We start from the raw sequence: 26,647 nt of genomic DNA on the forward strand, positions 1-26,647 counted from the left end.
GGGCTCCGGTGCGGCAGCGGGTGCGGGTGCGGCGGCTTCTCCTGCTGCGCCGATCACCGCGAGCTCTCCGCCGATCTCGACGGTCTCATCCTCGTGCGCGACGATCTTGGTCAGCACGCCTGCCACCGGGGAAGGGATCTCGGTGTCGACCTTGTCAGTGGAGACCTCGAGCAGGGGCTCGTCGACTTCGACCGTATCTCCTTCCTGCTTGAGCCACCTCGTGACAGTCCCCTCGGTAACGCTCTCACCAAGAGCTGGCATCTGGACGGAGAAGGCCATGCTTTTGACTCCTCGACAGTTGTGTTCGGGTTGTTGAGTTTGCCGACTTGTGGTCGAAATTCATTGTGCGGGTCGTACTGGGTCCACGGGGCGTGTTGCGACGCGGATCCTCGCGGTCCCCATCCTGTCATTGATCGGATTCGCCCGTCCTATGAGGGCCTCGTCACATGTTCCACATTCGTTTCTCAGCAAGCGCTGGCAAACTCGAAACTGGACAGAACGGGCGGTCGCGCCACGGTGGGAGGAGGTAGGACGTGGGACTTTTCAGCAGGCTCTCGAGGGGACGTGCGGGTTCCGGCCGACACGGCATGCGGGGACCCGACGCCCAGTACCTGGCGAACTGGGCGCACACGCGCACCGGAGTCGAGGCCTACGTCGAGCCGCAGACCACCGTCACGCCGGTCACGGTCGTGCTCGTCGCGAACGACGGGGAATGGACGCGACGCCCGGTCGGTGGAGCGCACGGCGCCCGCCGCCTGGGCGAGGATCTGCACATTCCTGTGTACGACGTCCGCAAGACCGGGTATCCGCAGCGGATGCGCGACTACGACGCCCGGCAGAAGATCCTGCGCAACCGCGCCCGCGAGGCCTAGGCGACGGCGTCGCCCGTGAGTCTTTCCGGCCCGAGGAGGGGCCGGAAAGACTCACGGGGCGTCAGCCCTGCTGCTCGATGTCCTCGAGGACGCTGATCATGGTCCGCACCGGGACCCCGGTTCCGCCCTTGCCGGTGTAGCCGAACGGCCCACCGGTGTTGTACGCCGGACCTGCCACGTCGATGTGGGCCCACTGCACGCCCTCGGCGACGAACTCCTTGAGGTAGATCGCGGCGGCGAGCATGCCGCCCCACCGGTGGTTGGTGACGTTGGCCAGGTCGGCGACCTTCGAGTTTAGGTCCGCGCGCAGCTCGCCGGGCAGCGGCATCGCCCAGGCGTTCTCGCCGATCTGCTGCGAGATGCGGGCGACGCGGTCGCGGAACTCGTCGGTGCCCATCACGCCGGGCGTGCGGTTGCCGAGCGCCACCATCTGCGCCCCGGTCAGGGTCGCGGTGTCGATCAGGTAGTCGGGCTTTTCCTCGCAGGCACGAACGATGGCGTCCGCCAGGATCAACCGCCCCTCGGCGTCGGTGTTGATGACCTCGACCGTGGTGCCGCCGTACTGGGTGAGCACGTCGCCGGGGCGCTGGGCGGTGCTCGACGGCATGTTCTCGGCCATCGGTACCCAGGCGTCGACGCCGACCTTCAGCCCGAGCTTTGCGGCCAGCACGACCGTCGCGACCACCGCAGCGGCGCCGCCCATGTCGGAGGTCATGTTCTCCATGCCCGCGGCAGGCTTGATCGAGATGCCGCCGGTGTCGAAGGTGATGCCCTTGCCGACCAGGGCAACGGACTTCCCGCCGGATCCCTTGTGGGTGAGCCGGACCAGCCGCGGCTGACGCGAGGAGCCCTTGCCGACGCCGAGGATGCCGCCGAAGCCGGACTTCTCGAGTGCCTTCTCGTCGAGGATCTCGACCTCGAGCCCGGCCGCGGTGCCGAGCGCCTCGGCGCGGGCGGCGAACTCCGCCGGGTAGAGGTGGCTCGGCGGGGTGTTCACGAATTCACGCGCGGTGGCGACGGCCTCGGCGATCGCGGCGGATCGGGCGAGGGTGCTCGTGGACTCCTTGTCGCCGGGCTCCTCGACGAGCAGTTCCACCCGGGCCAGCGGCTTTCCGTTGTCCTTCGGCGCCGACTTGGCCGACTTGAACCGGGTGAAGGTGTAGGCGCCGAGGGAGAAGCCCTCCGCCGCCGCGCCGAGGTCGAGGACGGACAGCGTGGTGGCCGCGACGGTGGTCCCGGTCAGTGCGCGGGCCGCGACGCCGGCGCACTCGCGGATCCGCTGGGCGTCGACGTCGTCGGGGTCGCCGAGTCCCACCGCCAGGATGCTCGCGACGCCCGAGCCCGCGGGCGCCGGGATCCGGGTCAGCTCCTCCGCCTTGCCGGTGGCACCCACCGCGACCAGCCCGGCCAGCACCGCCTCGGCGGTCGCGTCGTCGAGCGCATCGCCGACCGAGGCCTCCGGGCCCTCGGTGCCCGTGGTGAGACCGATGACGAGGACCTCCGCCGACTCGGCGACGGATCCGGCCAGCGCGAGCTCGGGGCCGAGGGGTGCGGTGGGGGGCTTGGCGGCACTCACTTCGATCTCCTGATCTGTTGGTGAACAACTGCGCGCCAACTCTAGTGCGGGTGCGAAGCCCCGGTCGGCTAGCGTGGACGCCCATGAGCGACGCTGAACTCTTGCAGGGCCCCCTCCGCGCGGTGCACGCCGAACTGGGTGCCACCTTCGCCCCGTTCGGTGGCTGGGAGATGCCGGTTTCCTATGCGGGTGTGGTGGCCGAGCACACCGCGGTGCGCGAGAGTGTCGGCGTCTTCGACGTGAGCCACCTGGGCAAGGCGCTGGTCGTGGGCCCGGGTGCGGCGGAGTTCGTGAACGCCTCTCTCACCAACGATCTGGGCAAGATCGGACCGGGCCAGGCGCAGTACACCCTCTGCGCCACCGAGACGGGCGGCGTCACCGACGACCTGATCGCCTACTACGTCAGCGACGACGAGGTCTTCCTCGTCCCGAACGCGGCCAACACCGCGGCCGTCGTCGCCGAGCTGGCCGCAAAGGCGCCCGCCGGGATCACCGTGACCGATCAGCATCGCGAGTTCGGTGTGCTCGCCGTGCAGGGCCCGAAGTCCGCGGAAATTCTTGCCGCGCTCGGGCTTCCGTCCGACATGGAGTACATGTCCTTTGCCGACGCCACCTTCGGGGGAGTCACCGTCCGGGTGTGCCGCACCGGCTACACCGGTGAGCACGGCTACGAACTGCTCCCCGCATGGGACGACTGCGAGAAGGTGTTCCGCGCGCTCGTCGCCGAGGTCCGTGCTGCGGGCGGCGAGGTCGCCGGGCTCGGCGCCCGCGACACCCTGCGTACCGAGGCGGGCTACCCGCTGCACGGTCACGAACTGTCGACGGAGATCTCGCCGCTGCAGGCGCGCTGCGGCTGGGCGATCGGGTGGAAGAAGCCGGAGTTCTGGGGTCGCGCCGCGCTGGTCGCGGAGAAGGAGGCCGGACCGGCCCGCAAGATGTGGGGCATCAAGGCGCTCGACCGCGGCGTGCTGCGACAGGGCCAGACCGTCATGCGTGACGGCGCCCCGATCGGGGAGACCACCTCGGGCACCTTCTCGCCCACCCTCAAGGTCGGGATCGCCCTGGCGCTCATCGATTCGGATGCGGGTGTCGGCGCGGGCGATCAGATCGACGTCGACGTCCGCGGCAGGGCGTTGCGCTGCGAGGTCGTCAACCCGCCGTTCGTCCCCGTGAACACCAAGTAGCCGCCCGCACCCGGTTCGATAGGATTCCCGCCATGACTGGTGTTCTCGACTTCACGCGCATCCCGCACCCCTCGCCCGCCACCGCCGCGGAGCGCGATCAGGTGCTGGCTGCTCCCGGGTTCGGGAAGTTCTTCACCGATCACATGGTGACGATCGACTACACCGAGGGGCGCGGGTGGCACAGCCCGACCGTGCAGCCGTACGCCCCGCTGCAGCTGGACCCGGCGGCCATGGTGCTGCACTACGGCCAGGCGATCTTCGAGGGGCTCAAGGCCTACCGCCAGCAGGACGGGTCCATCGCCTCGTTCCGGGTGACGGCGAACGCGGACCGGTTGCGCGCCTCGGCCCGCCGCATCGCGATGCCCGAGCTGCCCGACGATCTGTTCCTCGCCTCGATCACCGAGCTGCTCGCGGTGGACCGGGACTGGGTACCGGCCGCAGGCGGTGAGGACTCGCTGTACATGCGCCCCTTCATGATCTCGACCGAGGTCGGGCTCGGGGTGCGACCGTCCACCGAGTACCGGTACCTGCTGATCGCCTCGCCTGCCAGTGCGTACTTCCCGCGCGGGGTCAAGCCGGTGAGCGTGTGGCTGTCCACCGAGTACGTGCGCGCTGCTCCCGGCGGCACCGGTGCGGCCAAGTTCGCCGGCAACTACGCGGCCTCGCTGGTCGCGCAGGCGCAGGCGGCCGACGAGGGCTGCGACCAGGTGGTGTGGCTCGACGCGAACGAGCGCCGCTACGTCGAGGAGATGGGCGGGATGAACCTGTTCTTCGTCTTCGGGTCCGGTTCCTCCGCCCGCCTGGTGACCCCCGAGCTGTCCGGTGCGCTACTGCCCGGCATCACCCGCGACTCGCTGCTGACGCTGGCCACCGATGCGGGGTTCGCGGTCGAGGAGCGCAAGATCAGCACCGACGAGTGGCGCGAGAAGGCCGCCTCCGGTGAGATCACCGAGGTGTTCGCCTGTGGCACGGCCGCGGTGATCACCCCCGTCGGCACGGTGAAGTCGGCCGCGGGTGAGTTCACCATCGGCGACGGGGAGTCGGGCGAGGTGACAATGGCGCTGCGCGACACCCTCACCGGGATCCAGCGTGGCACCTTCGCGGACACCCACGGCTGGATGTCCACGCTGGCCTGAGCGGTCGCAGCCTTGTGAGGCGCCGGCACCGGGTGTACATCTGGAGCCATGGGCGTCGCACGTCAGATCGGCTCGATGCGCCGGGTGTTCCCCACGGCGCGCCGCAACAAGTCGGACGCTTTCCGCTGGCTCGGCAGGCGACCGCAGCTGCTCGCGGCGATCGCCGTGCACGAGGCCGCGCTGGTGACCAGCGGGAGGGTCGACATGCGGCTCAAGGCGCTGGGTGAGATCAAGGCGGCCGCGCTGACCAACTGTGAGTACTGCCTCGACATCGGCTCGGCGTTCGCCCGCGACCTCGGCCTGACCGAGGCGCAGCTGCGCGCCCTGCCGACCTTCCGCGACAGCGGCGAGTTCGACGACACCGAGAAGCTGGTCCTCGAGCTGGCCGAGGCGATGAGCCGCACGCCTGCCCACATCGGCGACGATCTGCGCGCGCGGCTCCTCGGCAGGTTCAGCAGGACACAGCTCACGGAGCTCGCCGCGGCGATCGCATGGGAGAACCATCACGGTCGGCTGAACCAGGCCCTCGGTATCCGGCCATCGGGGTTCTCCGACGGCGGGTTCTGCGTCGTGCCGGAGAAGTAGCGCCTGAGCCCGACCCGACCCGGGTATCGTTCAGCGGGCTGGCGTCAGGCGCCGGGCGAGCATCCGTCCGACGCTGTGCAGTGGAGCCGGATCCTGTTGTGCCCTGGCGAGAACGAGCGCGCCCTCGAGTGCGGAGAGCGTCAGGACCGCCTCGTCGGCGGCCTCGTCGGGCGCCCAGCCGTCCGCCTCGAGCTTGGCGGCGAGCAGGGACAGCCAGGAGTCGTATCCGTCGGCGCAGGATGCCCTGATGACGGGCGATTCGGTCGCGGCGTCCAGGGTGGCGGTGGCAAGCGCGCAGCCGCGTTCGTAGTCGGATTCCACCAGCCGGGCCGCCAGTGCCGCGGCGAAGGCGGCCACCGCCGTTCCGGAGTCGGGCGAGCTGTCCAACAGGTGCGAGATGAAGGCCGCCATCGTCGAACCCCTGTGTCGCAGAGCGACTCCCGCGAGCTCCTCCTTTCCGCCAGGGAAATGGAAGTACAGCGATCCCTTGGTCGTGCCGCTCTCCGTCAGAACCTCGGCCATACCGGTTCCTGTGTAGCCGCGGCGCTGCAGCAGGTCCGCGGCCGCCTCGACGAGCTGATCACGAGTAGACATGTCGCACACTGTACCAGTCGGTATACATCGGTTCAGCGTTATACGTGCGGAAATGCTTCGAATCATTGACAGGCTAGACCGTTCGGTACAGGATTTGGCTCACCGCGGTGCACGGGTGCCGCCGAGACAGAAGGGTGGTTGGCATGAGCGAGACGATCGAACCGACGGTGCTCGGTCCCGACGAGGATCCGGCGGGCACCCTCGCGTCCTCCGGGGCGCGAATCATGGTGCGCGACAATCAGACCGACGGAGGCTTCTCCCTCGTCGAGCATCGGGTCCCGCCGAAGCGGCTGACGTCGCCGGTACACCGGCACGCCAGGGAGGACGAGTACACGGTGGTGCAGTCGGGGCGGGTCGCCGCGCTTCTCGGCGACCGGGTGGTCTATGCCGAGGCAGGCGCGATGATCTTCAAGCCGAGGGGGCAGTGGCACGCGGTGTGGAACCCCGACGACCGCGAGGCGCGATTCCTCGAGATCATCACCCCAGGGGGACTCGAGGGCCTGTTCGAGCAGGTTCCGGAGCTGCAGGCCGACGGCGGTGTTCCCGATACGACCGCCCTCGCCGAGCGTTACGGCATCGAGTTCGACCTGGTCGCCACCGCGGGCCTCGTGCACGCCCACGGGGTGAGCTTCGGCCCCCATTCCGGATAGCGACCACGTCCGGACGGGCGGGCCCTTGGGTTCGTGCTCAGCCGCCGAGCGCGAACCCAACGGCAACCACCGTCACCGTCACCTCGACCGCCGCGCCGAGCACGTCCCCGGTGACGCCGCCGAACCGGCGGACGCAGTGCCGCGTCAGCAGCGCCGTCGCGCCCAGCGCCGCGAGCACCACGACCGGGCCCTGCCACCAGCGTCCTGGCACCGCGAACGCGGCGGCCGCGGTCAGCGCCAGGGACCACAGCGCGCACGACCACCGGCCCTGGCTGTCGGCGACCAGCGCACCGAATCCGGTCGGGCCCGCCGCGGGAACCCCGCGCCTGCACACGAGCACGACCGCCACCCGGCCCGCCGCCACCGCGACACCGATCGCGATCCACTGCCCGGACTGGGCCAGCGCGCCGAACGAGAGCGCCTGCGCGCCGATGCAGACGATGAGGGCGACGACGCCGAAGGGACCGACGCCCCCGCCGCGCATCACCTCGAGGGCGCGCGCGGGCGGCCCGTAGCAGCCGAGCCCGTCGACGGTGTCCGCCAGCCCGTCGACGTGCATGCCGCGGGTGAGCAGGGCCAGTGCCGTCACCGCGACCAGCCCGGCCAGGGCCGTATCGAGCGAGGCCGCGAGCAGCAGCCAGAGCAGGCCGGCGCAGGTGGCGCCGAGCAGCAGCCCGACCACCGGGGTCGCGGCGATGGCCCGACGGCCCGCGGCCCTGTCGATCGGCTGCGCGTCGGGATCGTGGCGCGCGGGCAGCACGGTCAGCCAGGACAGTGCGAGCCGGATCCCGCCGAGTGCGGCAGTCACCGTCAGTGCGCCTCGGCTTCGGTCTCGTCGTCGGCCGTGGAATCGGTTGCGGACTCCCCGGATTCGGTGCTCACGCCCGCGTCGGCGAACGTCGCCATCTCGGCGAGGGTGGCGACCGCGGACTGCAGCACCGGCAGCGCCACCAGCGCGCCGGACCCCTCGCCGAGCCGCATGCCGAGGTCGAGGATCGGGTCGAGACGCAGGTGCTTGAGCGCGATGGTGTGCGCGGGTTCGGTGGAGCGGTGCCCGGCGACCCACCACTCGCGGGCGCCGGGAGCGAGGTCCTCCGCGACCATGGCGGCGGCCGTCACCACGACGCCGTCGAGGATGACGGGGGTCCGACGCAGCGCGGCCTGGGCCAGCAATCCGGCCATCGCCGCGAGATCCGCTCCCGCGCCCACCCGCAGCAGCGCGACCGGGTCGGCGGTGACGGGCCGGACCCGGCGCATCGCGTCGCGGATGGCGGCGGTCTTGCGGATCCAGCCGGCGTCGTCGACACCGGTGCCACGCCCGACCGCGGCGACCGGTTCGGTGTTGGTCAGCGCGGCGATCAGCACCGTCGCGGGGGTGGTGTTGCCGATGCCCATCTCACCCGCGATCAGCAGGTCGGCCCCGCCGTCGATCTCCTCGTCGGCGATGGCGCGGCCAGCGGCGATGGCCTGCAGCGTCTCCGACTCGCTGAGCGCGTCCTCGCGGTCGATGGAGCCGCTCGAGCGCCGGACCTTGTGTGTCGAGACGGTGGGGTCGGTGTCGGTCGCGACGGCGATGTCGACCACCCGGACCCCCGCCCCCGTTGTGGCGGCGAGCGCGTTCACGGCCGCACCGCCCGCCTGGAAGTTGGCCACCATCTGCGCGGTCACCTCGGCGGGGTATGCGGACACGCCGTGCGCTGTCACGCCGTGGTCGCCCGCGAAGACCACCACCCGGGGGCGGCCGAACGCCCGGGGCGGGCACTGGCCCTGGCAGGCCGCCACCCATCCGCCGAGCGCCTCGAGCCGGCCGAGCGACCCCGCGGGCTTGGTCAGCTGCTGCTGGCGGGCGTCGGCCTCGGCCGCGACGGCCGGGTCCGGGGGAGTGACGGCCTCGAAGGCCGCCTCGGATGGGATGCCCGATTCGGTTGTCACAGTTGACCTCTCACTTCAGCGCGGTACAGCTTGACCGTGCCACTTGAATTCGGCGTCACTTGAGTCTGGTCGCCAGCCCGGCAACCACGAGGAGCACCTCGTCGCAGACCTGGGCCATCCTCGCGTTGAGGGAGCCGATCTCGTCTCGGAACAGTCGACCGGACCGGGTCTCGGGGATCACCCCCAGCCCCACCTCCGGGCTGACCAGGACGAGTCTGCCGCGATGGTCCGCGACGGCGTCGACCAGGTCGTCGATGCGCGGGGCGAGGGTGCCTCGCGGGAGTTCCCAGGCCTGGGCCGCGTCCATCTCCGCGGTCAGCCAGGTGCCGAGATCGTCGACCATCGTCGGGGCTGCGTCGGTGCGCAGCAGTTCGGCCAGCCCGGTGCCGGTCGCGCTCTCGACGGTGGTCCACTCCCGTGGCCGGCGGCTGCGGTGCGCCTCGATCCGCTGCTCCCAGTCGGCGTCGGAGGCGTCGAGGCGGGCCGTGGCGATGTAGCGGACGGCGCTCGGCGCCGACCCGTCCATCAGGGCCTCGGCGTGGCCGGACTTGCCGGACCTGGCCCCGCCGAGCACGAGGGTGCGCAGCGGCGGTTGCGGGGCGGGGGACGGCACGGGCTAGACGGTACCAACGGCAGGGGCGCGGGCGCCGAAGCGTCGGCGGTAGTCGGCGGGTGCCAGCCCGACCTGCCGGTGGAAGTGGTGGCGCAGGAGCGCGCCCGACCCGAACCCGCAGCGGCCCGCGATCTCCTCGAGCCCGTATCCGGTCTCCTCGAGGAATTGCTGGGCCAGCAAGACCCGTTGCGTCGTCAGCCATTTGACCGGGGTCGTCCCTGTCTCGGCCGCGAACTTCCTCGCGAACGTGCGGGTCGACATCGTCGACCGCGCGGCCAGGGTCTCGATGCTGTGGGCGGCGTCGAGGTGCTCGCTCATCCATCGCAGGGTGTCGGTGATGCTGTCGTCGGCGCAGTCGACCACGGCCCGCTCGATGAACTGGCGCTGGCCGCCGTCCCGTTGCGGCGGTACCACCATGCGCCGCGCGATGGTGTTCGCGACGGCGCTGCCGAGTTCGCGCCGGACCAGGTGCAGGCAGGCGTCGATCCCGGCGGCGGTGCCCGCGCTGGTGATGAGGTTGCCCTCGTCGACGAAGAGGACGTCCGGGTCGACGGTGGTGGCGGGAAAGGCGCTGGCCAGCTCGTCCGCGTGGACCCAGTGCGTGGTGCACTTGCGGCCGTCGAGCAGCCCCGCGGCCCCGGCGAGGAACGCGCCCGAGCAGACCGTGAGCACGGTGGCGCCCGCGTCCGCGGCCTCCCGCAGCGCCGCGACGACGCCGGGCGGGAAGTCGGTGCGGGTCGCGGAGGCCGGGATCGCGACCAGGTCCGCGCCGCGCAGCCCCTCGAGTCCGTGCTCGGGGGTGATGGTGATGCCGGGGGTGACCGATGCAAGGGGCACGCCCGCCTCCGGGCCGCAGACGCGGAAGTCGAAGGCGGGCAGGCCCGCCGCGGTGCGGTCGACGCCGAACACCTCGCAGACCACACCGAATTCGAACATGGCTGCGTGGTCGACCAGGAGCACGGCGACCGAGGACAGCATGAGGACAGTCTATGGCGCGATATTGACGAAGTATGTCATTGCTGCCACTGTTGGCGGCAAATCTATGGTCGCAAAATTGCAGCCATGACCACATTCATTGCGCTCGTCCTGCTGATGATCGCTCTACAGGGAGTCTTCGTGGCGGTCGCCCGTCGCGGCCGGTACGGGGAACCTGCCGGCATCCGGCGGTACCGGTTCAACCACTTTCGGCCCGACAGTGCATCGGGTTCGGTGAACGTCGCCGATCGGGACGCCGAACGGATGCTCGCCGACCTCCAGGCCGTGCGGCACAGGGCGCCGCACAGCTGAGGGGTACCGGCTAGACGGCGTCGCCAGGGGAGACCCGGGGCTGCGGCGCCCGCATCTTCCGGATCTGAGAGGCCCGGACGAACGCGTACCAGCCCAGCTTCAGGCCGCCGTCCATGGTGTCGGGGAACCTCTCACGGACCTGCCGATTGATGGTGCGGCCCATGATGTACCCCTCGGCCAGCATGAACAACATCAGCACCAACATGGCCAGCGTCACGATCGACTGGATCGCGGGGCTCAGGAACATCGCCATGATCAGCAGCAGCGCCAACGGCATGAACAGCCCGACCAGGTGCCTGCGGGAGTCGACGAGGTCACGGACGTAGGCGCGCACGGGGCCCTTGTCGCGCGGCAGCAGGTACTTGTCCTCGCCCGCGAGCATCCGGGCGCGTCGATCGGCGGCGGTCGCCCTGCGCTCCGCGGAGGCCAGCTTGCGCTCCTCCTTGCTGCCCTGGTTCTGCTTGCGGCGAGCCCGCGCTTCCTTTGCGGTGAGCGGTGCGGGCGCGACCGGGCCGCGTCGCTTGCCCTCGGCCTCGCGGCGCTTCGGGGTGGGCCTGCCCTTGCCTTCGGTCTCGGACGTGGTGGTCAGTTCGACCGCGGTCGACTCGACGACCTCGTGGTCGCCGTTGTCGGGGGTGTCGGAGTTTCCTCGGCGCAGCAGCTTCACCCCTCCAGGTTACTTGCCGTGCGTGTGCATCGATTCGCACCCGTCCCATCGGGATGGACACGGGTCGTCCCGCTGTCGCGCTGCCGCGCGGAGCCACCGGTCCTACACTCGGCCGATGCGAGTGCTGATCGCGCCGGATTCGTTCGGGGACACCCTCACCGCGGTAGAGGCGGCCGCGGCGATGGCGGCCGGCTGGTCCGCGGGCAGGCCAGAGGACGTGCTGGCCCTGGCGCCGCAGTCGGACGGCGGACCGGGGTTCGTCGACGTGCTCGCGGCCCGGATCGGCGAGCCGATCGCGGCGACCGTCGACGGCCCGCTGGATCGGCCCGTGCAGGCGCGCTGGCTCGCCGCGGGGGACACCGCCTACCTCGAATCGGCACAGGCGTGCGGACTGGCGCTCCTCGGTGGACCGCCGGATCCGCGCACCGCGGTCGCCGCGCACAGCCGCGGCGTCGGGCAGCTGATCGCCGCGGCCGTGGACGCGGGTGCGGGCACGGTGGTGATCGGGCTCGGCGGCAGCGGCTGCACCGACGGGGGCAGGGGACTGGTCGAGGTGCTCGGTGGCGGGGCCGACCGCGCGGCCGTCGTGTCCGCGCGGGAGCGGCTAGCGGGGATCCGGCTGATCGCCGCCACCGACGTGCGGAACCCGCTGCTCGGCGAGCACGGCGCGGCCGCGGTGTTCGGGCCGCAGAAGGGTGCTGACGCCGTCGCCGTGGAGCTGCTCGAGCGGCGCAACGCCGAGTGGTCGCGGGTGCTGGAGTCGGCCGGCGGCCGCCGCGTGGCCGATGACGAGGGGGCAGGCGCGGCGGGCGGGATCGGGGCGGCGTTGCTGGCGCTCGGCGCGACCAGGGAATCGGGGGCCGCGGTGGTCGCGACCCACACCGGGCAGGAGGCGCTGCTGGCGTCCGCCGACCTGGTGCTCACCGGGGAGGGCCGGTTCGATCACCAGTCGCTGCGCGGCAAGGTGGTTGTCGCACTCGCCGAGGCGGCGGGCAGGCACGGGGTGCCCACCGTGGTGATCGCGGGCCAGGTGCAGCTCGATGCGGGCGCGGCCGAGGGTGCGGGCCTGCGCGCGGTGTATTCGGTGACCGACCACGCCGGCTCGGTTCGCCTGGCGATGTCGGATGCGGCCGGTCAGCTGCGCGCACTCACCGAGAAGGTGGCCGGGCAGTGGTCGCCCGGGGGCCGGTGACACGCCCGCTGGTGGCGAGGTGGGGGCGCGGCACGGCACACTGGAGGCAGTCCGGCCCGGAACAACGCCGACGGCGCTGTCATCGTCGTCGGCCCCGTCAGGAATACTGCACGGCAGAGTACCGTTGAAGCGTTCACGGGTTTGGTACGAGCGAACAGGGAGAGCCCATGACTGTGCAGAACGAGACGACAGCCCCGGTCGAGACGGAGGCGCACAAGGTCACCATGACCGACGCCGCCGCGTCGAAGGCCAAGGCGCTGCTCGACCAGGAAGGTCGCGACGACCTCGCGCTGCGCATCGCCGTGCAGCCGGGCGGCTGCGCCGGACTGCGTTACCAGCTGTTCTTCGATGACAGGAACCTCGACGGTGACCTGGTCGTGGACTTCGGTGGCGTCAGCCTGGCGGTCGATCGGATGAGCGCGCCGTACGTCGAGGGCGCCTCGATCGACTTCGTCGACACCATCGAGAAGCAGGGCTTCACGATCGACAACCCGAACGCCACCGGCTCCTGTGCCTGTGGAGACTCGTTCAACTGAGCCGACCCCGCGACGTGCGCGTCGCGCGAGTTCGTCGACACCTCTGACGCGGTGCCCCTCGGGGCCCGCGTCAGAGTCGTATCAGGGGGCGCCCCACGGGCGCTCTGGTCGCCGCGGCGGTGACCTGCCGGGTACCGTGGCACTTTTGCGGCACATTAGTGCCGCGGCCGACGGACGTGGCCGCGGTATCGACGAACTGAAAGGTCCCTGCGCGTGACAATTGCGGTCACCGGCTCCATCGCCACCGATCACCTGATGCGGTTCCCCGGGCGCTTCGCCGACCAGCTCCTCGCCGACCAGCTCAGCCACATCTCGCTGAGCTTCCTGGTCGACGACCTGGTGGTGCGCCGTGGCGGCGTCGGCGGCAACATCGCGTACGCCATGGGCGTGCTCGGTGGCACCCCGCTGCTCGTCGGCGCGGTCGGTGCCGACTTCGCCGAGTACCGGGCCTGGCTCGAGTCCGCCGGTGTCGACTGCGACTCCGTGCACGTCTCCGAGACCGCCCACACCGCGCGCTTCGTGTGCACCACGGACGAGGACATGGCGCAGATCGCGTCGTTCTACCCGGGCGCGATGAGCGAGGCGAGGGAGATCTCCCTCGACGGCCTGGCCGAGGGCATCGAGCTGGTCCTGATCGGCGCGAACGACCCCGCCGCGATGATCCGGCACACCGAGCAGTGCCGCGAGCTGGGGCTGCCGTTCGCGGCCGACCCCTCGCAGCAGCTCGCCCGGCTGTCCGGCGCGGAGGCGAAGCAGCTGATCGGCGGCGCGAAGTACCTGTTCACGAACGAGTACGAGTGGGGCCTGCTGCTGCAGAAGACCGAGCTCACCGAGACCGAGGTCGCGGAGCAGGTGGGGCTGCGGGTGACCACGCTCGGCTCCAAGGGCGTCGAGATGGTGGACCGCGAGGGCAACTGGGTCCGCGTCGGCGTCGTGCCCGAGAAGGCGAAGGTGGATCCGACCGGTGTCGGCGATGCCTTCCGCGCCGGGTTCCTGGTCGGGCAGAGCGCGGGCCTGAGCCTCGAGCGGTCTGCTCAGCTCGGCTCACTGGTGGCGGTGCTGGTGCTCGAGACCGTCGGCACCCAGGAGTGGACCCTCGACCGCGACGACGCGGTCAAGCGGTTGGCGGAGGCCTACGGCACCGAGGCCGCGGACGAGATCGGCGCCCTGCTGAAGTAACAGGCGGCTTCGCCGCCCGTGCGCGGTTGACGAGTCCTGAGACTCGTCAACCGCGCACAGGCGCGCAGCGCCTCTACACGTGGACCGGGTAGACCGGTTCCTGGATCTGCGGCACGATCCGCTTCTCCACGAAGATGCCGTGCCACACCATGAAGCACAGCACCGTCCACAGCCGACGGCTGTGATCCGACCCGCCGTCGCGGTGTTCGTTCAGCATCGCCGCGACCGCCGCCTTGTCGAAGATGTGGTCGGTCTGCGAGTCCGCGATCTGCTGGTGCGCCCAGTCGAACAGCTCGGTGCCGCGCAGCCAGTGCCGCAGCGGAACGGGGAAGCCGAGCTTGGCCCGGTGCAGCACGTGCGGCGGGACGATGCCCTCCAGCGCCTGACGCAGCGCGTACTTGGTGGTATGCGGCGCAGATGCGGCTCTCTTCGTTCGCCTGGTGGTGATCTTCTGCTCCAGCGGCACCCGGGACGCGACCTCGAAGACCTCGGTGTCGAGGAACGGCACCCGCAGCTCCAGCGAGTTCGCCATCGTCATCTTGTCGGCCTTGACCAGGATGTCGCCGCGCAGCCAGGTGAACAGGTCCAGGTGCTGCATCCGGGCGACCGGGTCCCAGTCCCGCGACTGCGCGTAGATCGGCGCGGTCACGTCCTGGTGCGTCCATTCCGGCCGGAAGTCGCGGAGGACGGCCCGCAGCTGCGTGTCGTTGAAGCTGCGCGCGTTGCCGTAGTAGCGCTCCTCGAGCGTCATCGAGCCGCGGTTGAGCAGGCTCTTGCCCCTGGTGCCCTCGGGGATGCGCTCGGACAGCTTGCCCGCCGCGCGGCGCAGGCCGCGGGGCAGGTACTCGAACGGCTTTAGGGAGAGCGGCTCCCGGTAGATGGTGTAGCCGCCGAACAGCTCGTCCGCGCCCTCGCCCGACAGCACCACCTTGACGTGCTTGCGGGCCTCCTTGGCCACGAAGTACAGCGGGACCAGCGCGGGGTCGGCGACCGGGTCGTCGAGATACCAGATGATCTCCGGGATCGCGTTGGCGAACTCGGTCGGGCTGACGACCTTGACGATGTGCCGGGCGCCGATCGCGGCGGCGGACTCGGCGGCCACGTCGACCTCGGAGTAGCCCTCGCGCTCGAAGCCGGTGGTGAAGGTGATCAGGTTGGGGTTGTGCCGCATCGCCAGCGCGGCGATCGCGGTGGAGTCGATGCCGCCGGAGAGGAACGATCCGACGGTCACGTCCGCGCGCATGTGCTTGGCGACCGAGTCCTCGAGGGCCTCGGCGATCTCCCGGTACCTGGCCTGCTCGGTGCCGGCCGCGAAAGGCCTGACCGGGAAGGTCGGCGTGAAGTAGCGGGTGATCTTCGGTGCCTCGCCGACCCGCACCCAGGCGTGGCAGCCGGACTCGAGGCGACGGATGTCGGCGTGCAGGGTCTCGGGCTCCGGCACGTACTGCAGCACCGTGTAGTGCTCGGTGGCGCGGGGATCGAGTTCGGTGCCGACACCGATCAGCTCGGCCAGCTCCAGCAGGCTCTTCTTCTCGCTGCCGAACGCGGTGCCCCCTGCTCCCGTCGCCAGGAACAGCGGCTTGATCCCGAACGGGTCCCTGGCCAGGAACAGGTCCTTGGTCTCGGTGTCCCAGATCGCGAACGCGAACATGCCGCGCAGCCGGCGGACCGCATCGGCACCCCAGTAGTGGAAGGCCGCGACGATCGCCTCGCTGTCGCCCTCGGTGGTGAACTGGGCGCCGTGATCCCTCGCCAGCTCGTCCCGGAGTTCGAGGTAGTTGTAGATCTCACCGTTGAAGGTGAGCGCGTACCGGGTCGGGTTCTCCGGCGGGCCCCAGCGCAGCGGCTGATGCGAGTGCTCGATGTCGATGATCGAGAGCCGGTTGAAGCCGAAGATCAGGTCGTCGTCGTTCCAGGTTCCGTGCTCGTCCGGCCCGCGGTGGCGCAGGCAGTGCATCGCCGAGTCGACGCGCGAGACGGCGTCTTCGGTGGTGCCGGAGGAGGTCAGTAGCCCGAGCAGTCCGCACACGGCGTCCATTACCTCAATTCGCTCTTGGGGAAGGCTCCACACTGATATGCAGCGGATTGCCGAATGACTATGCCGAGTATGCCGCAGACTCGCGGAACTGATGTTGTGACCCGACGGTGGAGAGGCGTCAGCTTTGGTCTACGCTGCGTAGTATTCGGGCGTCCGGCTGGGGCTGCCCTTATTCATTGCGGCGATCAGGAAGGCGTGAACGTGGCGCAGAGTCGGATCCTTCGACGAGCAGGGCTAGCAGCATCTTTGGGCCTTGCTGCCATGCTGCTGTCGGGATGTTCGATCGACAATTCGGTGCTTCGGTTCGGATGGCCGTCGGGCATTACCCCGCAGGCTGAGCGGATGCGCGAACTGTGGACCTGGTCGGTCATCGCCGCCCTGTTCATGGGCGTGATTGTGTGGGGCCTGACCTTCTGGGTGGTGATCTTCCACCGGAAGAAGAAGGATTCTCCCGAGTTCCCCAGGCAGACGGCCTACAACGTCCCGCTGGAGCTCTTCTACACCGCGGTGCCGTTCGTCATCATCGCAGTGCTGTTCTACTTCACCGTGGTCGTGCAGAACTACGTCCACGAGAAGAAGGACGACCCGAACGTGGTGGTCGACGTGACCGCGTACCAGTGGAACTGGAAGTTCGGCTACCGCAGCATCGATCTGCGTGAGGGCGGCGCCAAGTACGACGGCGTCGACGTCGCGGCACAGGCGTACGCCGAAGAGCCGGCAGGCGAGCAGGTTCTCCGCGGCGAAGAGGTGCCGCCGCCGAACGCGGGCAAGTCCGCGAACGACATCTCCTACCTGCGATTCGACAAGATCGAGACCGTCGGATCCAGCCAGGAGATCCCGATTCTGGTGCTGCCCACCGGCAAGCGCATCGAGTTCGTGCTCAACGCCGCGGACGTCATCCACGCGTTCTGGGTGCCGGAGTTCCTCTTCAAGCGCGACGTCATGCCGAACCCGGAGCAGAACCACTCCGACAACGTCTTCCAGATCAGCGAGATCACCAAGGAAGGCGCGTTCGTCGGCCGCTGCGCCGAGATGTGCGGCACGTACCACGCGATGATGAACTTCGAGGTCCGTGCGGTCAGCCCGGCGAAGTTCGCCGAGTACATCGAGCTGCGCAAGCCGGCCGACGAGGGTGGGCAGGCGCTGACCACCGCCGAGGCGCTCGCGAAGATCGGCGAGTCGCCGGTCGCCACGTCCACGCAGCCGTTCAACACGGAGCGGACGTACCGGCAGGCCACCACCGTCCTCGAGGGCGAATACCAGTAGCAGTGCCGACGGCACCCAGACCCATCAACCGCTGAAGGACTTGCTGAAATGAAGATCGAAGCCAAGCTCTTTGAGATCTTGACGGTGTTTTTCATCCTCGTCGCGATCGTCTACGGCGTCTTCACCGCCGCCTCCCGCACCGGAGTCGAGTGGGCCGGGCTGACCGCGATCGTGCTGTCCGCCGGACTGACCCTGATCGTGGGCACGTACTTCCGGTTCGTGGCACGGCGACTCGACACCCGCCCCGAGGACTACGACGACGCCGAGATCTCGGACGGCGCGGGCGACCTGGGCTTCTTCAGCCCGGGTAGCTACTGGCCCATCCTGCTCGCCTTCGCGGCGGCGTTCACCGCGGTCGCGCTGGCCTTCTTCCAGCCGTGGCTGATCGTGGTCGGCGTGGCGCTGGTCCTGGCCACCGCGGTCGGTCTCGTCTTCGAGTACCACGTCGGACCCGAGAAGCACTGAGCCGCACCACACCTGAACACGGCGAGGGCGCCGAATCCCCACTGGGGGTTCGGCGCCCTCGCCGTTTCCGGCAGGTCCGCACCCGGGCAATTCTCAGCGGCTCCTGGTCGTCGACGCTATCGTCGGTCGGGTAAGGCGCTGTCGGCGGTTCCGGCACGGGGCCGACGGGCGTTCCGATGGATGACAACGGAATGTGAGTAGCCATGGTGGATCGAGCGGGCGAGTTTCGAGGGGTTCTTCCGATTCCGGACCGGCAGCACATCGGTCTGACCACCTACGACGCGAAGGATCCGGACACCGCGTTTCCACCGATCGAGCCGCTGCTCCCGCCGGAGGGCGCCCCGAATGTCCTGGTGATCCTGCTCGACGACGTCGGTTACGGGGCCAGCAGCGCGTTCGGGGGACCGGTGCACACACCGACCGCCGAACGCCTGCAGCGCGACGGACTCACCTACACCCGGTTCCACACGACCGCGCTGTGCGCGCCGACCCGGGCCGCGCTGCTCAGCGGCCGTAACCACCACTCGGTCGGGATGGGCCTGATCACCGAGACCGCGACCTCGGCGCCCGGCTCGTGCGGGATCCGGCCGAACACCAAGGCCGCGTTGCCGATGACGTTGAAACTCAACGGCTACTCCACCGCCCAGTTCGGCAAGTGTCACGAGGTGCCGCCGTGGCAGACCTCGCCGGTCGGCCCGTTCGACGCCTGGCCTTCCGGCGGTGGCGGATTCGAGCACTTCTACGGGTTCATCGGCGGCGAGAACAACCAGTACTTCCCGGCGCTCTACGAGGGCTTCGCCCCGGTCGAGCCCGACAAGACGCCGGAGGAGGGCTATCACCTCACCGAGGACCTGGCCGACCGGGCCATCGACTGGGTGCGCACCCAGAAGGCGCTCGCGCCCGACAAGCCGTTCTTCGTCTATTTCGCCCCCGGCGCCACCCACGCACCGCACCACGTTCCCGCCGAGTGGGCTGACAAGTACGCGGGCCGGTTCGTGGGCGGCTGGGACGCGGAGCGCGAGTCCATTCTCGACCGGCAGAAGCAACGTCAGATCGTGCCGCAGGGTGCCGACCTGACGGCCCGTCCCGACGCGATCCCGGCGTGGGACGACATGGACGAGGCGCTCAAGCCGGTGCTGGAACGCCAGATGGAGGTGTATGCGGGGTTCCTCGAGCACACCGACTTCCACGTCGGCCGCGTCGTCGACGCGATCGAGGCGATGGGGGCGCTCGAGAACACCCTCGTGTACTACATCATCGGCGACAACGGGGCCTCCGCCGAGGGAACGCTGAACGGGGCGTTCAACGAGATGGCGAACTTCAACGGTCTCGCCGCGATCGAGACCCCGGAGTTCATGGCGGAGGTGAAGGACAAGTTCGGTACGCCCGAGGCCTACAACCACTATTCGGTCGGCTGGGCCTGGGCGATGTGCTCGCCCTTCCAGTGGACCAAGCAGGTCGCCTCGCATTGGGGCGGTACCCGCAACGGGACGATCGTGCACTGGCCCGACGGCATCAGCAGCAAGGGCGAGATCCGTTCCCAGTTCACCCACGTCATCGACGTCGCGGCGACCGTGCTCGAGGCCGCCGGGCTGCCCGAGCCCACGTTCGTCAACGGTGTGCAGCAGGCGCCGCTCGAGGGCACGAGCATGCTGTACAGCTTCGACGACGCGGCCGCGCCGGAGCGGCACGACCTGCAGTACTTCGAGATGGCAGGCAATCGGGGTATCTACCACAAGGGCTGGAGCGCGGTCACCAGGCACAGCACCCCCTGGCTGCCGAACGAGGAACTGCCCGCGCTCGATGACGACGTGTGGGAGCTCTACGACGGCACCACCGACTGGACGCAGGCCCACGATCTCGCCGCGGAGATGCCCGAGAAGCTCGCCGAGTTGCAGCGACTGTGGCTGATCGAGGCCGTGAAGTACAACGTGCTGCCGATCGACGATCGCCGGTTCGAACGACTGAACCCGACCATCGCCGGTCGCCCCCAACTGATCTCCGGCAACAAGCAGGTGCTGTTCCCCGGGATGAGGCGTCTCAGCGAGCACAGCGTCCTCGACATCAAGAACCGGTCGTTCTCGGTGACCGCCGCGGTCGAGACGGCGGCGAACGGCACCACCAACGGTGTCGTCGTCGCGCAGGGCGGTCGCTTCGGCGGCTGGGCCCTGTACGTCAAGAAGGGGCGAACCGCGTTCGTCTACAACCTGCTCGGCATGAGGGAGTTCACGATCGAGGCGACCGAGGACATCCCCTCGGGTAGTCATCAGATTCGGGCCGAGTTCGCATACGACGGGGGCGGCCTCGCGAAGGGTGGCGATGTCACCCTGTATCACGATGGCCGCCCCGTCGGTTCCGGGCGGGTCGAGCAGACCCAGCCGATGATCTTCTCCGCGGACGAGACGACGGACATCGGCGACGACTACGGAATGCCGGTCAGTGTCGGGTATCTGGGAGAAACCAGGTTCAACGGCCGCATCGATGTCGTGCAGATCGAGGTCGGCGACGACGACCACTCCCATCTCATCGATCCGGAGGAGGTCGTCCGGGTCGCTACCTCCCGTCAGTGACGGCGGGCAGGCCCCGGTTCCCGCCGTTCCCGACCTGATCGGCCGGGTACATCCACGAGGGGCGGGCCGCCTGCTCGGCCGGATACTGCTGCGGGGCAGGCGCCGCGTGCCCGGCCGCGAGGGCCGACGCTTCGGTGTCCGTTGCGGTCGCCTGTCCGTGCACCACCAGGGCGTAGGCGAGCGCGGCGAAGGCGGCGGTGCTGACGACCGCCCGCACGATATTCCATGTGACCCAGCGGGATTCGAATTGCTCTCGGACCGCGCCGGGATCGGTGATGTGCTCGCCTGCGGCCGCGAGCTGATCGTTGAGGGGCACGTTGATGGCGGCGGTGATGACGAGCATTGCGATGTAGAGCACGAGGGCGGCGATGATCCAGGGGAGCGCGCTGCGCGCGGACCCCAGGTGCAGCAGCAGCGTCGTGACGGTGAGTGCCAGTGCGCCGAGGAAGCAGATCATGAACCAGCCGTTGAGGATTGCGACGTTGATCCTCTGCATGGCCGAGATGAACGTCAGGTTGTCGGTGCGGCCGAGGCCCGGCATCACCGCGTAGGCGAACGCGGCGAACAGACCAGCCATGAGTCCTGCGGTGACGGAGGCGCCGAGCAGCGTGATCGTCTGGAGGAATTTGGTCGTCATCGTGGTCACCCTACGTTCCAGATACCGGTGGCTGCGGCGGAAGCGGCGTACTCGGTGAAGTCGCGGGGTGCGCGGCCGAGCGCACGCTCGACCCCGTTGCCCGGGTTGATGTTTCGGCCGTCGAGGACGGTCGTGAACAGGTACGTCAGCAGCTCGATGACATCGGCGGGTACCTGTTCGGCTGCGAGGCCGGCGGCGAAGTCCTCGACGGGTACCTGCACATAGTCGACGGTACGGCCTGCGGCGGCGGCGATGGTGGCGATGGCCTCGGCGAAGGTGATCGCGCGGGGCCCGGTGAGTTCGTAGATCTCGCCGGTGTGCCCGGGCTGGGTGAGGGCAGCGAGGGCGACGTCCGCGATGTCGTCGACGTCGACGAACGGTTCGGGGATGTCCCCGGCGGGCAGGTACACCTGGCCGGCGAGGATCGGCTCGAGCAGGTAGCCCTCGCTGAAGTTCTGGCCGAACCAGCTCGCGCGCAGGATGGTGGTGTCGGCGCCCGAATCGGTCAGTGCCTTCTCGCAGGCCTGCGCCTCGGCCTCGCCGCGACCCGAGAGCAATACCAGGCGACGCACACCGCAGTCGACGGCCAGCTGGGAGAACGAGGCGATGGCCTCCACGGCGCCGGGGGCGGCGAGGTCGGGCTGGTAGGAGATGTACGCCGCGGTCATGCCCTCGAGGGCGGGCTCCCAGGTCTCGGGGTCTTCCCAGTCGAAGGGCACCCCGCCGGCGCGGGTGCCGATGCGCACCGGCAGGTCGAGGGAGGTCAGTCGCTGCGCGACGCGGCGACCGGTCTTGCCGGTTCCGCCGAGGACGAGGGTCGTGGGTCGCGATGTGTGAACGGTCATCGTGCTCTCCTTGCTGATCGAATGGTGTTGTGCCATCTACGATCGGCCAGGGGAGGGTCGTCAACAACGGCCGTTTGCTCAAGGATCGTTAACCTGTGGCCATACGAAGGGGGTTGCCGCATGGAGCGGCGCGACATCGAGATCTTCCTGACCCTGTCCGAGGAGCTTCATTTCGGGCGCACGGCGGAGCGTCTGCACGTGTCAACCGCGCGGGTCAGCCAGACCATAAAGGCGCTCGAACGCCGCGTCGGAGCACCCCTTTTCGAACGGACCAGCCGCCGGGTGGTGCCGACCCCGATCGGTCGACGGCTCGAGGAGGACCTCAGGCCGGCGGAGGAGCAGATCCGCCAGGGCATCGCCAGGGCGATCGCCGCCGGGCGCGGGCTGGACGGTGTCCTGCGGGTGGGTTTCGTCGGGACCGCCCTTGGGCAGTTCGTGCTCGAGGTCGCGAACACCTTCCACGAGCGGCACCCGAGTTGCCGGGTCCAGATTCGGGAGAGTCACTACAGCGACGGTGTCGGGTTGCTGTTGGCCGACGAGATCGACGGCCTGGTCGCAGCGGCCGATGTCGGACACATCAGGGAGCTCGAGCAGAGTCCGGTGTTGCTGCGCGAGCAGCCCTCACTTGCGGTGTCGGCCCGACACCCGTTCGCGCGCCTCGAATCGGTGATGGTCGAGGATCTCGCGCGGACGAAGGTATTGCGCCCAAGGGGAATTCCGGACGATCTCGACGAGGCCGTGGTGCCGAGGTCGACGCCGAGCGGCAGGGTCATCGAGCGCGGGCCCGACTTCGGAACGGTCCAGGAGATGCTGGCGTTGGTCGGCGCCGGGCAGGGGGTGTTCCCGGTGCCGACCCACGCCAGTCGATACGACGCGCGCCCGGACGTGACGTACGTGCCTGTCGTCGACGGCACCGCCCTCGAATGGCGACTGATCTGGCTGGCGGCGGGCCAGACGAGCCGGATCCGTGCCTTCGCGGAGGCCGCCCAGGATTTCGTTGCGGTGCGGGGAAACCCGTTGCTGGAGGGATGAGCGACGGCGGCCGCGCGTGCCCCGGGGGAGGGGAGCGGCGCGGCGCCTGGCCGCAGGAACGACGAAGGCCCCGAACCCAATGGGTTCGGGGCCTTCGCCTGGTTCTGACCTGGGTCAGTGGCCGTCGTCCGTGGACGGCTTCTCGAGCTCGCCCTTGGCGTACGCGCCGTGACCGTGAGCCTTGTCCTGGTAATCCTTGAGGATCGCCAGCTGGTCGTGCTCGTTCTTGTGCTCGGCCGCGAGCAGTGCCGCGGCCTCGTCGGCCGGATCCGCGAAGAGCAGGGAACCGGAGCCGGGCTTGCCGGCGGAACCGAGCTTGTTCATCTTCTTCGGGATCGCGGCACCCTGGTACTCCAGCGGGATCGGGTGGCCGTGGTCGTCCACGGGTCCGAGCGGCTGGTGGACCTCGACGTACTCACCGTGCGGCAGACGCTTGATCACGCCCGTCTCGATGCCGTGCTCGAGCACCTGGCGGTCGCTGCGCTGGAGGCCCAGGCAGAACCGGTAGGTGACGAAGTAGGCGATCGGAGGCAGCACCACGATGCCGATGCGGCCAATCCACGTCGTCGCGTTGATCGAGATGTCGAACTTGAACGCGATGATGTCGTTGATGCACATGATCGTCAGGATGGCGTAGAACGTCAGGGCCATCGCGCCGAGCGAGGTGCGCACCGGAACGTCGCGCGGACGCTGCAGCAGGTTGTGGTGAGCGTCGTCCTTGGTGAACCTCTTCTCGATCCACGGGTAGGCGATCAGCACCGTGAACACCAGGCCCATGATGATCGCGACCGCGAACACCGCCGGGACCGTGTAGGTGCCCCACAGGTAGAGCTCCCACGCAGGCCACAGACGCGCCATGCCGTCGGTCCACATCATGTAGATGTCGGGCTGGACGCCCGCGGACACCTGGGACGGGTTGTACGGGCCGAGGTTCCAGATCGGGTTGATCTGCAGCAGGCCACCCATCAGCGCGAGGATGCCGAAGGTGAAGGCGAAGAACGCGCCACCCTTCGCCGCGAAGACGGGGAGGATGCGGACGCCGACGACGTTCTGCTCCGTGCGACCGGGGCCGGGGAACTGCGTGTGCTTCTGGTACCAGACCAGCGCAAGGTGCGCGCCGATCAGCGCCAGGATGATGCCGGGCAGCAGCAGCACGTGCGCAACGTACAGACGCGGGATGATCAGCTGGCCGGGGAAGTCGCCATCGAAGACCAGCCACTGCATCCAGGTACCGATCACCGGGATGCTGAGCGTGATGCCGGACAGCGCGGCGCGGAGGCCGGTGCCGGACAGCAGGTCGTCGGGGAGCGAGTAGCCGAAGAACCCCTCGAACATCGCCAGGATCAGCAGCAGGCAGCCGATGACCCAGTTCGCCTCACGCGGGCGTCGGAACGCGCCGGTGAAGAAGATGCGCAGCAGGTGCACGATGATCGACGCCGCGAACATCAGCGCCGCCCAGTGGTGGATCTGCCGGACGAAGAGGCCGCCGCGCACCTCGAACGAGATGTCGAGTGTCGTGGCGTACGCCCGCGACATCTCGACGCCGCGCAGCGGCTGGTAGGCGCCGTCGTAGACGACCTCCGCCATCGACGGGTCGAAGAACAGCGTCAGGTACACACCCGAGATGAGCAGGATGACGAAGCTGTAGAGCGCGATCTCGCCGAGCATGAAGGACCAGTGCGTCGGGAAGACCTTGTTGATCTGCCGCCGCATGCCGGCCGCGAGGTGATACCGCGAGTCCATGCTCTCGCCCGCCTTCGCGGCGTGTGCCGCGACCTTGGACTGGCCAACTGTGGTGGTTGTCATGACGGACGCTCCCAAAATCCGGGGCCAAGAGCCTCGACGAAGTCACCGTTGGCGACCAGGAAACCCTCTTCATTCACTGTGATCGGCAGCTGCGGCAGTGCACGGGCAGCGGGACCGAAGATCGGCTTTCCGTACTGGAGAGCATCGAACTGCGACTGGTGGCACGGGCACAGGATCCGGTTGGTCTGCTGCTCGTAGAGCGAGGTCGGGCAGCCGAGGTGCGTGCACAGCTTCGAGTACGCGAAGTAATCGCCGAAGTTGAAGCTCTCCTGGCCCTTGCGCTTGACGGCCTTGTTGGCATCCTCGGTCCGCAGGCGGATGAGCATGACCGGGTTGTCGGCGCGCTTGAGGGCGTGCGCCAGGGCGCGCTCGCTGCCACGCTCGGACTCACGGAACGGGAAGACCGTCTCCATGGCGCCCGCGTCGAGATCCTCGGGGCGGACCAGGACGACGTCGTCGGTGCGACCGGTGTAGCGACGCAGGTAGATGGTCTCGCCGGGGAACGTCGGGGTCCAGCCCGAGGTCCACAGGTCGGACTTGTCGCCCTTCGCCCACGGGTTCTTGATCAGTCCGCCGAGCGGCATGATCGCCATGATGCCGAGGGCACCTGCACCGAAGCCGAGGCTGCGGGTGATCAGCTTGCGGCGACCGATGGTCGAGGTGTCGAGCGTGTCGCTCAGCTCCGCGACGATCGTCTTGCGGTCCTGCTCCAGGGAGCCGCCGTCGTGGCGGTCCTGGATGGAGACCTCTTCGGGGATGAACTTCTTCGTGAACTGCACCGCGCCGATACCGACACCGAGGATGGCGAGACCCATGGTCAGGCCGATCAGCGGCGTGTACAGGTTGTACGCGTTGTAGCCCTCCTCGCCCATGCCCTTGTACTCCCAGGGCCAGAAGAGGTAGATCGCGATGAACGCGAGGGCGGAGATGCCGGCGATCGTGAACCAGATGGCCACGCTCCGCTCGGCACGCTTCTCCGCCTTGGTGCCCTCGACGGGCCACCGCTCGCGACGGAATGCGATGTCGACGCCATCGAGGTTGGTACCGAGTTCGACGAGTTCGTCGCGACTCATCGCGGCGAGCTCTTCCTCGGTGTGCTTCTTTGGCGTATCGCCGTGACCGGCGTCGCTCATGACTTTGCTCCGATCCAGAGTGCTGCGCCAACAACCGCAACGATTCCGATGGCCCACATGGCCATGCCCTCGGGGCCGGTGCCGAACCCGCCGAGGCCGTAGCCGCCGGGGTTCTTGGACTCGGTCGCGGACTTGACGTAGGCGATGATGTCCCGCTTCTCGTCCGGGCTCAGCTGCCGGTCGGAGAACTTGGGCATGTTCTGCGGACCGGTGGCCATCGCCTGCCAGATCTGCTGCTCGCTCGCAGGCTCGAGCGGCGGGGCGAACTTCCCGGAGGACAGGGCGCCGCCCTTTCCGGTGAAGTTGTGGCACGACGCGCAGTTCAGACGGAACAGCTCGCTGCCGCGGGCCACGTCGTTGCCGCGCAGCGACGACTGGGCGATCTCGCCGTTCTCGTCGCGGACCACGGTCGGACCGCCGCCGTTGGCCTGGATGTAGGCGCCGAGGGCGTCGGTCTGCTTGGTGTCGAACTTCGGCGGCTTACGAAGCGCCTGGGCCTCGTTGCGCACTGCGGGCATGCGGCCGGACGACACCTGGAAGTAGACAGCCGCCTCGCCGACGCCGATGAGGCTCGGGCCGCGGTCCTGGACACCCTGCAGGTTCGCACCGTGGCAGGTGATGCAGGACGTGTCGTAGAGCTGCTTACCCTCGCGGATCAGCGCTGCCGAATCGTCGGACGCGGTGGCCACCTGCGGAGTCGGTGTCAGCGCCGCGGCGAGGAAACCGGCTCCGACAAGGCCCATCATCAGGACCATGGCGCCGGTGACGCGCCGCCGGAACTTTCGCTGCCGACGGGCTTTCGTGGCAGACGCGCTACCGGCGGCTGCTGAAGGGGGGGATGAACTCATCTGT

27 protein-coding genes are annotated in these 26,647 nt (G+C 69.2%); 13 read left to right on the plus strand and 14 right to left on the minus strand.

What is annotated here, in order from left to right:
• Positions 1 to 279: biotin/lipoyl-containing protein (locus RM1_RS23400; RefSeq protein WP_305793857.1), on the minus strand; the 279-nt coding region annotated here is incomplete at its 3' end.
• A 254-nt stretch (positions 280 to 533) separates the two neighbouring features.
• Between RM1_RS23400 and RM1_RS23405 the strand changes: the two genes are divergently transcribed.
• Positions 534 to 872, plus strand: coding sequence for an oxidoreductase (locus tag RM1_RS23405; RefSeq protein ID WP_072754033.1), 339 nt, complete (start codon positions 534 to 536; stop codon positions 870 to 872).
• Positions 873 to 933: 61 nt separating this feature from the next.
• Here the strand turns inward: RM1_RS23405 and RM1_RS23410 are convergent, their stop codons facing one another.
• A complete protein-coding gene (locus RM1_RS23410) occupies positions 934 to 2,448 on the minus strand; it encodes a leucyl aminopeptidase (protein WP_072754034.1) in 1,515 nt (504 codons plus the stop codon).
• 83 nt (positions 2,449 to 2,531) lie between these two features.
• Between RM1_RS23410 and gcvT the strand changes: the two genes are divergently transcribed.
• The 3 genes from gcvT to RM1_RS23425 are packed head-to-tail and all read left to right on the plus strand — an operon-like array spanning position 2,532 to position 5,353.
• Complete coding sequence (gcvT, locus tag RM1_RS23415; RefSeq protein WP_072754035.1) at positions 2,532 to 3,632, plus strand: glycine cleavage system aminomethyltransferase GcvT; 1,101 nt, start codon at positions 2,532 to 2,534, stop codon at positions 3,630 to 3,632.
• A gap of 32 nt (positions 3,633 to 3,664) precedes the next feature.
• Complete coding sequence (locus RM1_RS23420) at positions 3,665 to 4,768, plus strand: branched-chain amino acid aminotransferase (protein WP_072754036.1); 1,104 nt, start codon at positions 3,665 to 3,667, stop codon at positions 4,766 to 4,768.
• Positions 4,769 to 4,816: 48 nt separating this feature from the next.
• Positions 4,817 to 5,353 carry a carboxymuconolactone decarboxylase family protein gene (locus RM1_RS23425; protein ID WP_072754037.1) on the plus strand — a complete coding sequence of 179 codons (537 nt, stop codon included), beginning with the start codon at positions 4,817 to 4,819 and terminating at the stop codon, positions 5,351 to 5,353.
• 30 nt (positions 5,354 to 5,383) lie between these two features.
• Here RM1_RS23425 and RM1_RS23430 read toward each other — a convergent pair whose 3' ends face one another.
• Positions 5,384 to 5,947, minus strand: coding sequence for a TetR/AcrR family transcriptional regulator (locus RM1_RS23430; protein WP_072754038.1), 564 nt, complete (start codon positions 5,945 to 5,947; stop codon positions 5,384 to 5,386).
• 143 nt (positions 5,948 to 6,090) lie between these two features.
• On the opposite strand from RM1_RS23430, the gene RM1_RS23435 reads away from it, so the two are divergent.
• Positions 6,091 to 6,597: a cupin domain-containing protein gene (locus tag RM1_RS23435; RefSeq protein WP_072754039.1), complete on the plus strand. Its 507-nt coding sequence runs from the start codon at positions 6,091 to 6,093 to the stop codon at positions 6,595 to 6,597.
• Positions 6,598 to 6,634: 37 nt separating this feature from the next.
• Here RM1_RS23435 and RM1_RS23440 read toward each other — a convergent pair whose 3' ends face one another.
• Genes RM1_RS23440 through RM1_RS23455 form a run of 4 tightly spaced genes read right to left on the minus strand, consistent with a single transcriptional unit; the run spans position 6,635 to position 10,120 of the window.
• The gene (locus tag RM1_RS23440; RefSeq protein ID WP_072754040.1) at positions 6,635 to 7,405 is read right to left on the minus strand and encodes an adenosylcobinamide-GDP ribazoletransferase; all 771 of its coding nucleotides are present in this window, start codon (positions 7,403 to 7,405) and stop codon (positions 6,635 to 6,637) included.
• Positions 7,406 to 7,407: 2 nt separating this feature from the next.
• The gene (gene cobT / locus RM1_RS23445; RefSeq protein ID WP_072754041.1) at positions 7,408 to 8,529 is read right to left on the minus strand and encodes a nicotinate-nucleotide--dimethylbenzimidazole phosphoribosyltransferase; all 1,122 of its coding nucleotides are present in this window, start codon (positions 8,527 to 8,529) and stop codon (positions 7,408 to 7,410) included.
• A gap of 55 nt (positions 8,530 to 8,584) precedes the next feature.
• Complete coding sequence (locus tag RM1_RS23450) at positions 8,585 to 9,142, minus strand: bifunctional adenosylcobinamide kinase/adenosylcobinamide-phosphate guanylyltransferase (RefSeq protein WP_072754042.1); 558 nt, start codon at positions 9,140 to 9,142, stop codon at positions 8,585 to 8,587.
• 3 nt (positions 9,143 to 9,145) lie between these two features.
• Positions 9,146 to 10,120, minus strand: coding sequence for a GlxA family transcriptional regulator (locus RM1_RS23455; RefSeq protein ID WP_072754043.1), 975 nt, complete (start codon positions 10,118 to 10,120; stop codon positions 9,146 to 9,148).
• Between the two features lie 84 nt (positions 10,121 to 10,204).
• Between RM1_RS23455 and RM1_RS23460 the strand changes: the two genes are divergently transcribed.
• The gene (locus RM1_RS23460; protein WP_072754044.1) at positions 10,205 to 10,429 is read left to right on the plus strand and encodes a hypothetical protein; all 225 of its coding nucleotides are present in this window, start codon (positions 10,205 to 10,207) and stop codon (positions 10,427 to 10,429) included.
• Between the two features lie 10 nt (positions 10,430 to 10,439).
• On the opposite strand, the gene RM1_RS23465 is transcribed toward RM1_RS23460, so the two are convergent.
• Positions 10,440 to 11,096, minus strand: a complete 657-nt coding sequence (locus tag RM1_RS23465; RefSeq protein ID WP_072754045.1) for a DUF3043 domain-containing protein — start codon at positions 11,094 to 11,096, stop codon at positions 10,440 to 10,442.
• A 115-nt stretch (positions 11,097 to 11,211) separates the two neighbouring features.
• On the opposite strand from RM1_RS23465, the gene RM1_RS23470 reads away from it, so the two are divergent.
• The 3 genes from RM1_RS23470 (at position 11,212) to RM1_RS23480 (ending at position 14,003) form a co-directional block, all read left to right on the plus strand.
• Entirely contained in the window at positions 11,212 to 12,288 is a 1,077-nt protein-coding gene (locus RM1_RS23470; protein WP_072754046.1) for a glycerate kinase family protein, read from the plus strand.
• A gap of 167 nt (positions 12,289 to 12,455) precedes the next feature.
• Positions 12,456 to 12,824, plus strand: coding sequence for a HesB/IscA family protein (locus RM1_RS23475; RefSeq protein ID WP_027500065.1), 369 nt, complete (start codon positions 12,456 to 12,458; stop codon positions 12,822 to 12,824).
• 213 nt (positions 12,825 to 13,037) lie between these two features.
• Positions 13,038 to 14,003 carry a carbohydrate kinase family protein gene (locus tag RM1_RS23480; RefSeq protein ID WP_072754047.1) on the plus strand — a complete coding sequence of 322 codons (966 nt, stop codon included), beginning with the start codon at positions 13,038 to 13,040 and terminating at the stop codon, positions 14,001 to 14,003.
• A gap of 73 nt (positions 14,004 to 14,076) precedes the next feature.
• Here the strand turns inward: RM1_RS23480 and asnB are convergent, their stop codons facing one another.
• On the minus strand, positions 14,077 to 16,032 hold the full coding sequence (asnB, locus tag RM1_RS23485) for an asparagine synthase (glutamine-hydrolyzing) (protein ID WP_072754066.1): 1,956 nt from the start codon (positions 16,030 to 16,032) through the stop codon (positions 14,077 to 14,079).
• Between the two features lie 204 nt (positions 16,033 to 16,236).
• On the opposite strand from asnB, the gene ctaC reads away from it, so the two are divergent.
• The 3 genes from ctaC to RM1_RS23500 all read left to right on the plus strand — a co-directional run bounded on the left by ctaC (position 16,237) and on the right by RM1_RS23500 (position 20,342).
• Positions 16,237 to 17,307: an aa3-type cytochrome oxidase subunit II gene (gene ctaC, locus RM1_RS23490; RefSeq protein ID WP_072754048.1), complete on the plus strand. Its 1,071-nt coding sequence runs from the start codon at positions 16,237 to 16,239 to the stop codon at positions 17,305 to 17,307.
• Between the two features lie 48 nt (positions 17,308 to 17,355).
• Positions 17,356 to 17,772 (plus strand): cytochrome c oxidase subunit 4, encoded by a 417-nt coding sequence (locus RM1_RS23495; protein WP_072754049.1) that lies wholly within the window; start codon positions 17,356 to 17,358, stop codon positions 17,770 to 17,772.
• Between the two features lie 203 nt (positions 17,773 to 17,975).
• Positions 17,976 to 20,342: an arylsulfatase gene (locus RM1_RS23500; protein WP_072754050.1), complete on the plus strand. Its 2,367-nt coding sequence runs from the start codon at positions 17,976 to 17,978 to the stop codon at positions 20,340 to 20,342.
• Here the strand turns inward: RM1_RS23500 and RM1_RS23505 are convergent.
• Together RM1_RS23505 and RM1_RS23510 are read right to left on the minus strand one after the other, a co-directional pair.
• Entirely contained in the window at positions 20,326 to 20,979 is a 654-nt protein-coding gene (locus RM1_RS23505) for an anthrone oxygenase family protein (RefSeq protein ID WP_083576926.1), read from the minus strand. The two genes, RM1_RS23500 and RM1_RS23505, sit on opposite strands and share 17 nt — an antisense overlap.
• Before the next feature lie 5 nt (positions 20,980 to 20,984).
• On the minus strand, positions 20,985 to 21,824 hold the full coding sequence (locus RM1_RS23510) for an NmrA family NAD(P)-binding protein (protein ID WP_072754067.1): 840 nt from the start codon (positions 21,822 to 21,824) through the stop codon (positions 20,985 to 20,987).
• Between the two features lie 120 nt (positions 21,825 to 21,944).
• On the opposite strand from RM1_RS23510, the gene RM1_RS23515 reads away from it, so the two are divergent.
• The gene (locus RM1_RS23515; RefSeq protein WP_072754052.1) at positions 21,945 to 22,856 is read left to right on the plus strand and encodes a LysR family transcriptional regulator; all 912 of its coding nucleotides are present in this window, start codon (positions 21,945 to 21,947) and stop codon (positions 22,854 to 22,856) included.
• A 114-nt stretch (positions 22,857 to 22,970) separates the two neighbouring features.
• Here RM1_RS23515 and qcrB read toward each other — a convergent pair whose 3' ends face one another.
• The 3 genes from qcrB to qcrC are packed head-to-tail and all read right to left on the minus strand — an operon-like array spanning position 22,971 to position 26,643.
• Entirely contained in the window at positions 22,971 to 24,662 is a 1,692-nt protein-coding gene (qcrB, locus tag RM1_RS23520) for a cytochrome bc1 complex cytochrome b subunit (protein WP_072754053.1), read from the minus strand.
• Positions 24,659 to 25,795 (minus strand): cytochrome bc1 complex Rieske iron-sulfur subunit, encoded by a 1,137-nt coding sequence (gene qcrA / locus RM1_RS23525; protein WP_072754054.1) that lies wholly within the window; start codon positions 25,793 to 25,795, stop codon positions 24,659 to 24,661. The genes qcrB and qcrA overlap by 4 nt, the downstream gene beginning before the upstream one ends.
• Complete coding sequence (gene qcrC, locus RM1_RS23530) at positions 25,792 to 26,643, minus strand: cytochrome bc1 complex diheme cytochrome c subunit (RefSeq protein WP_083576921.1); 852 nt, start codon at positions 26,641 to 26,643, stop codon at positions 25,792 to 25,794. Before qcrC ends, qcrA begins: the two co-directional genes overlap by 4 nt.
• Positions 26,644 to 26,647: the final 4 nt, after the last annotated feature.

Source organism: Rhodococcus maanshanensis NBRC 100610, assembly GCF_001894865.1.
GTDB lineage: Bacteria > Actinomycetota > Actinomycetes > Mycobacteriales > Mycobacteriaceae > Rhodococcus_G > Rhodococcus_G maanshanensis.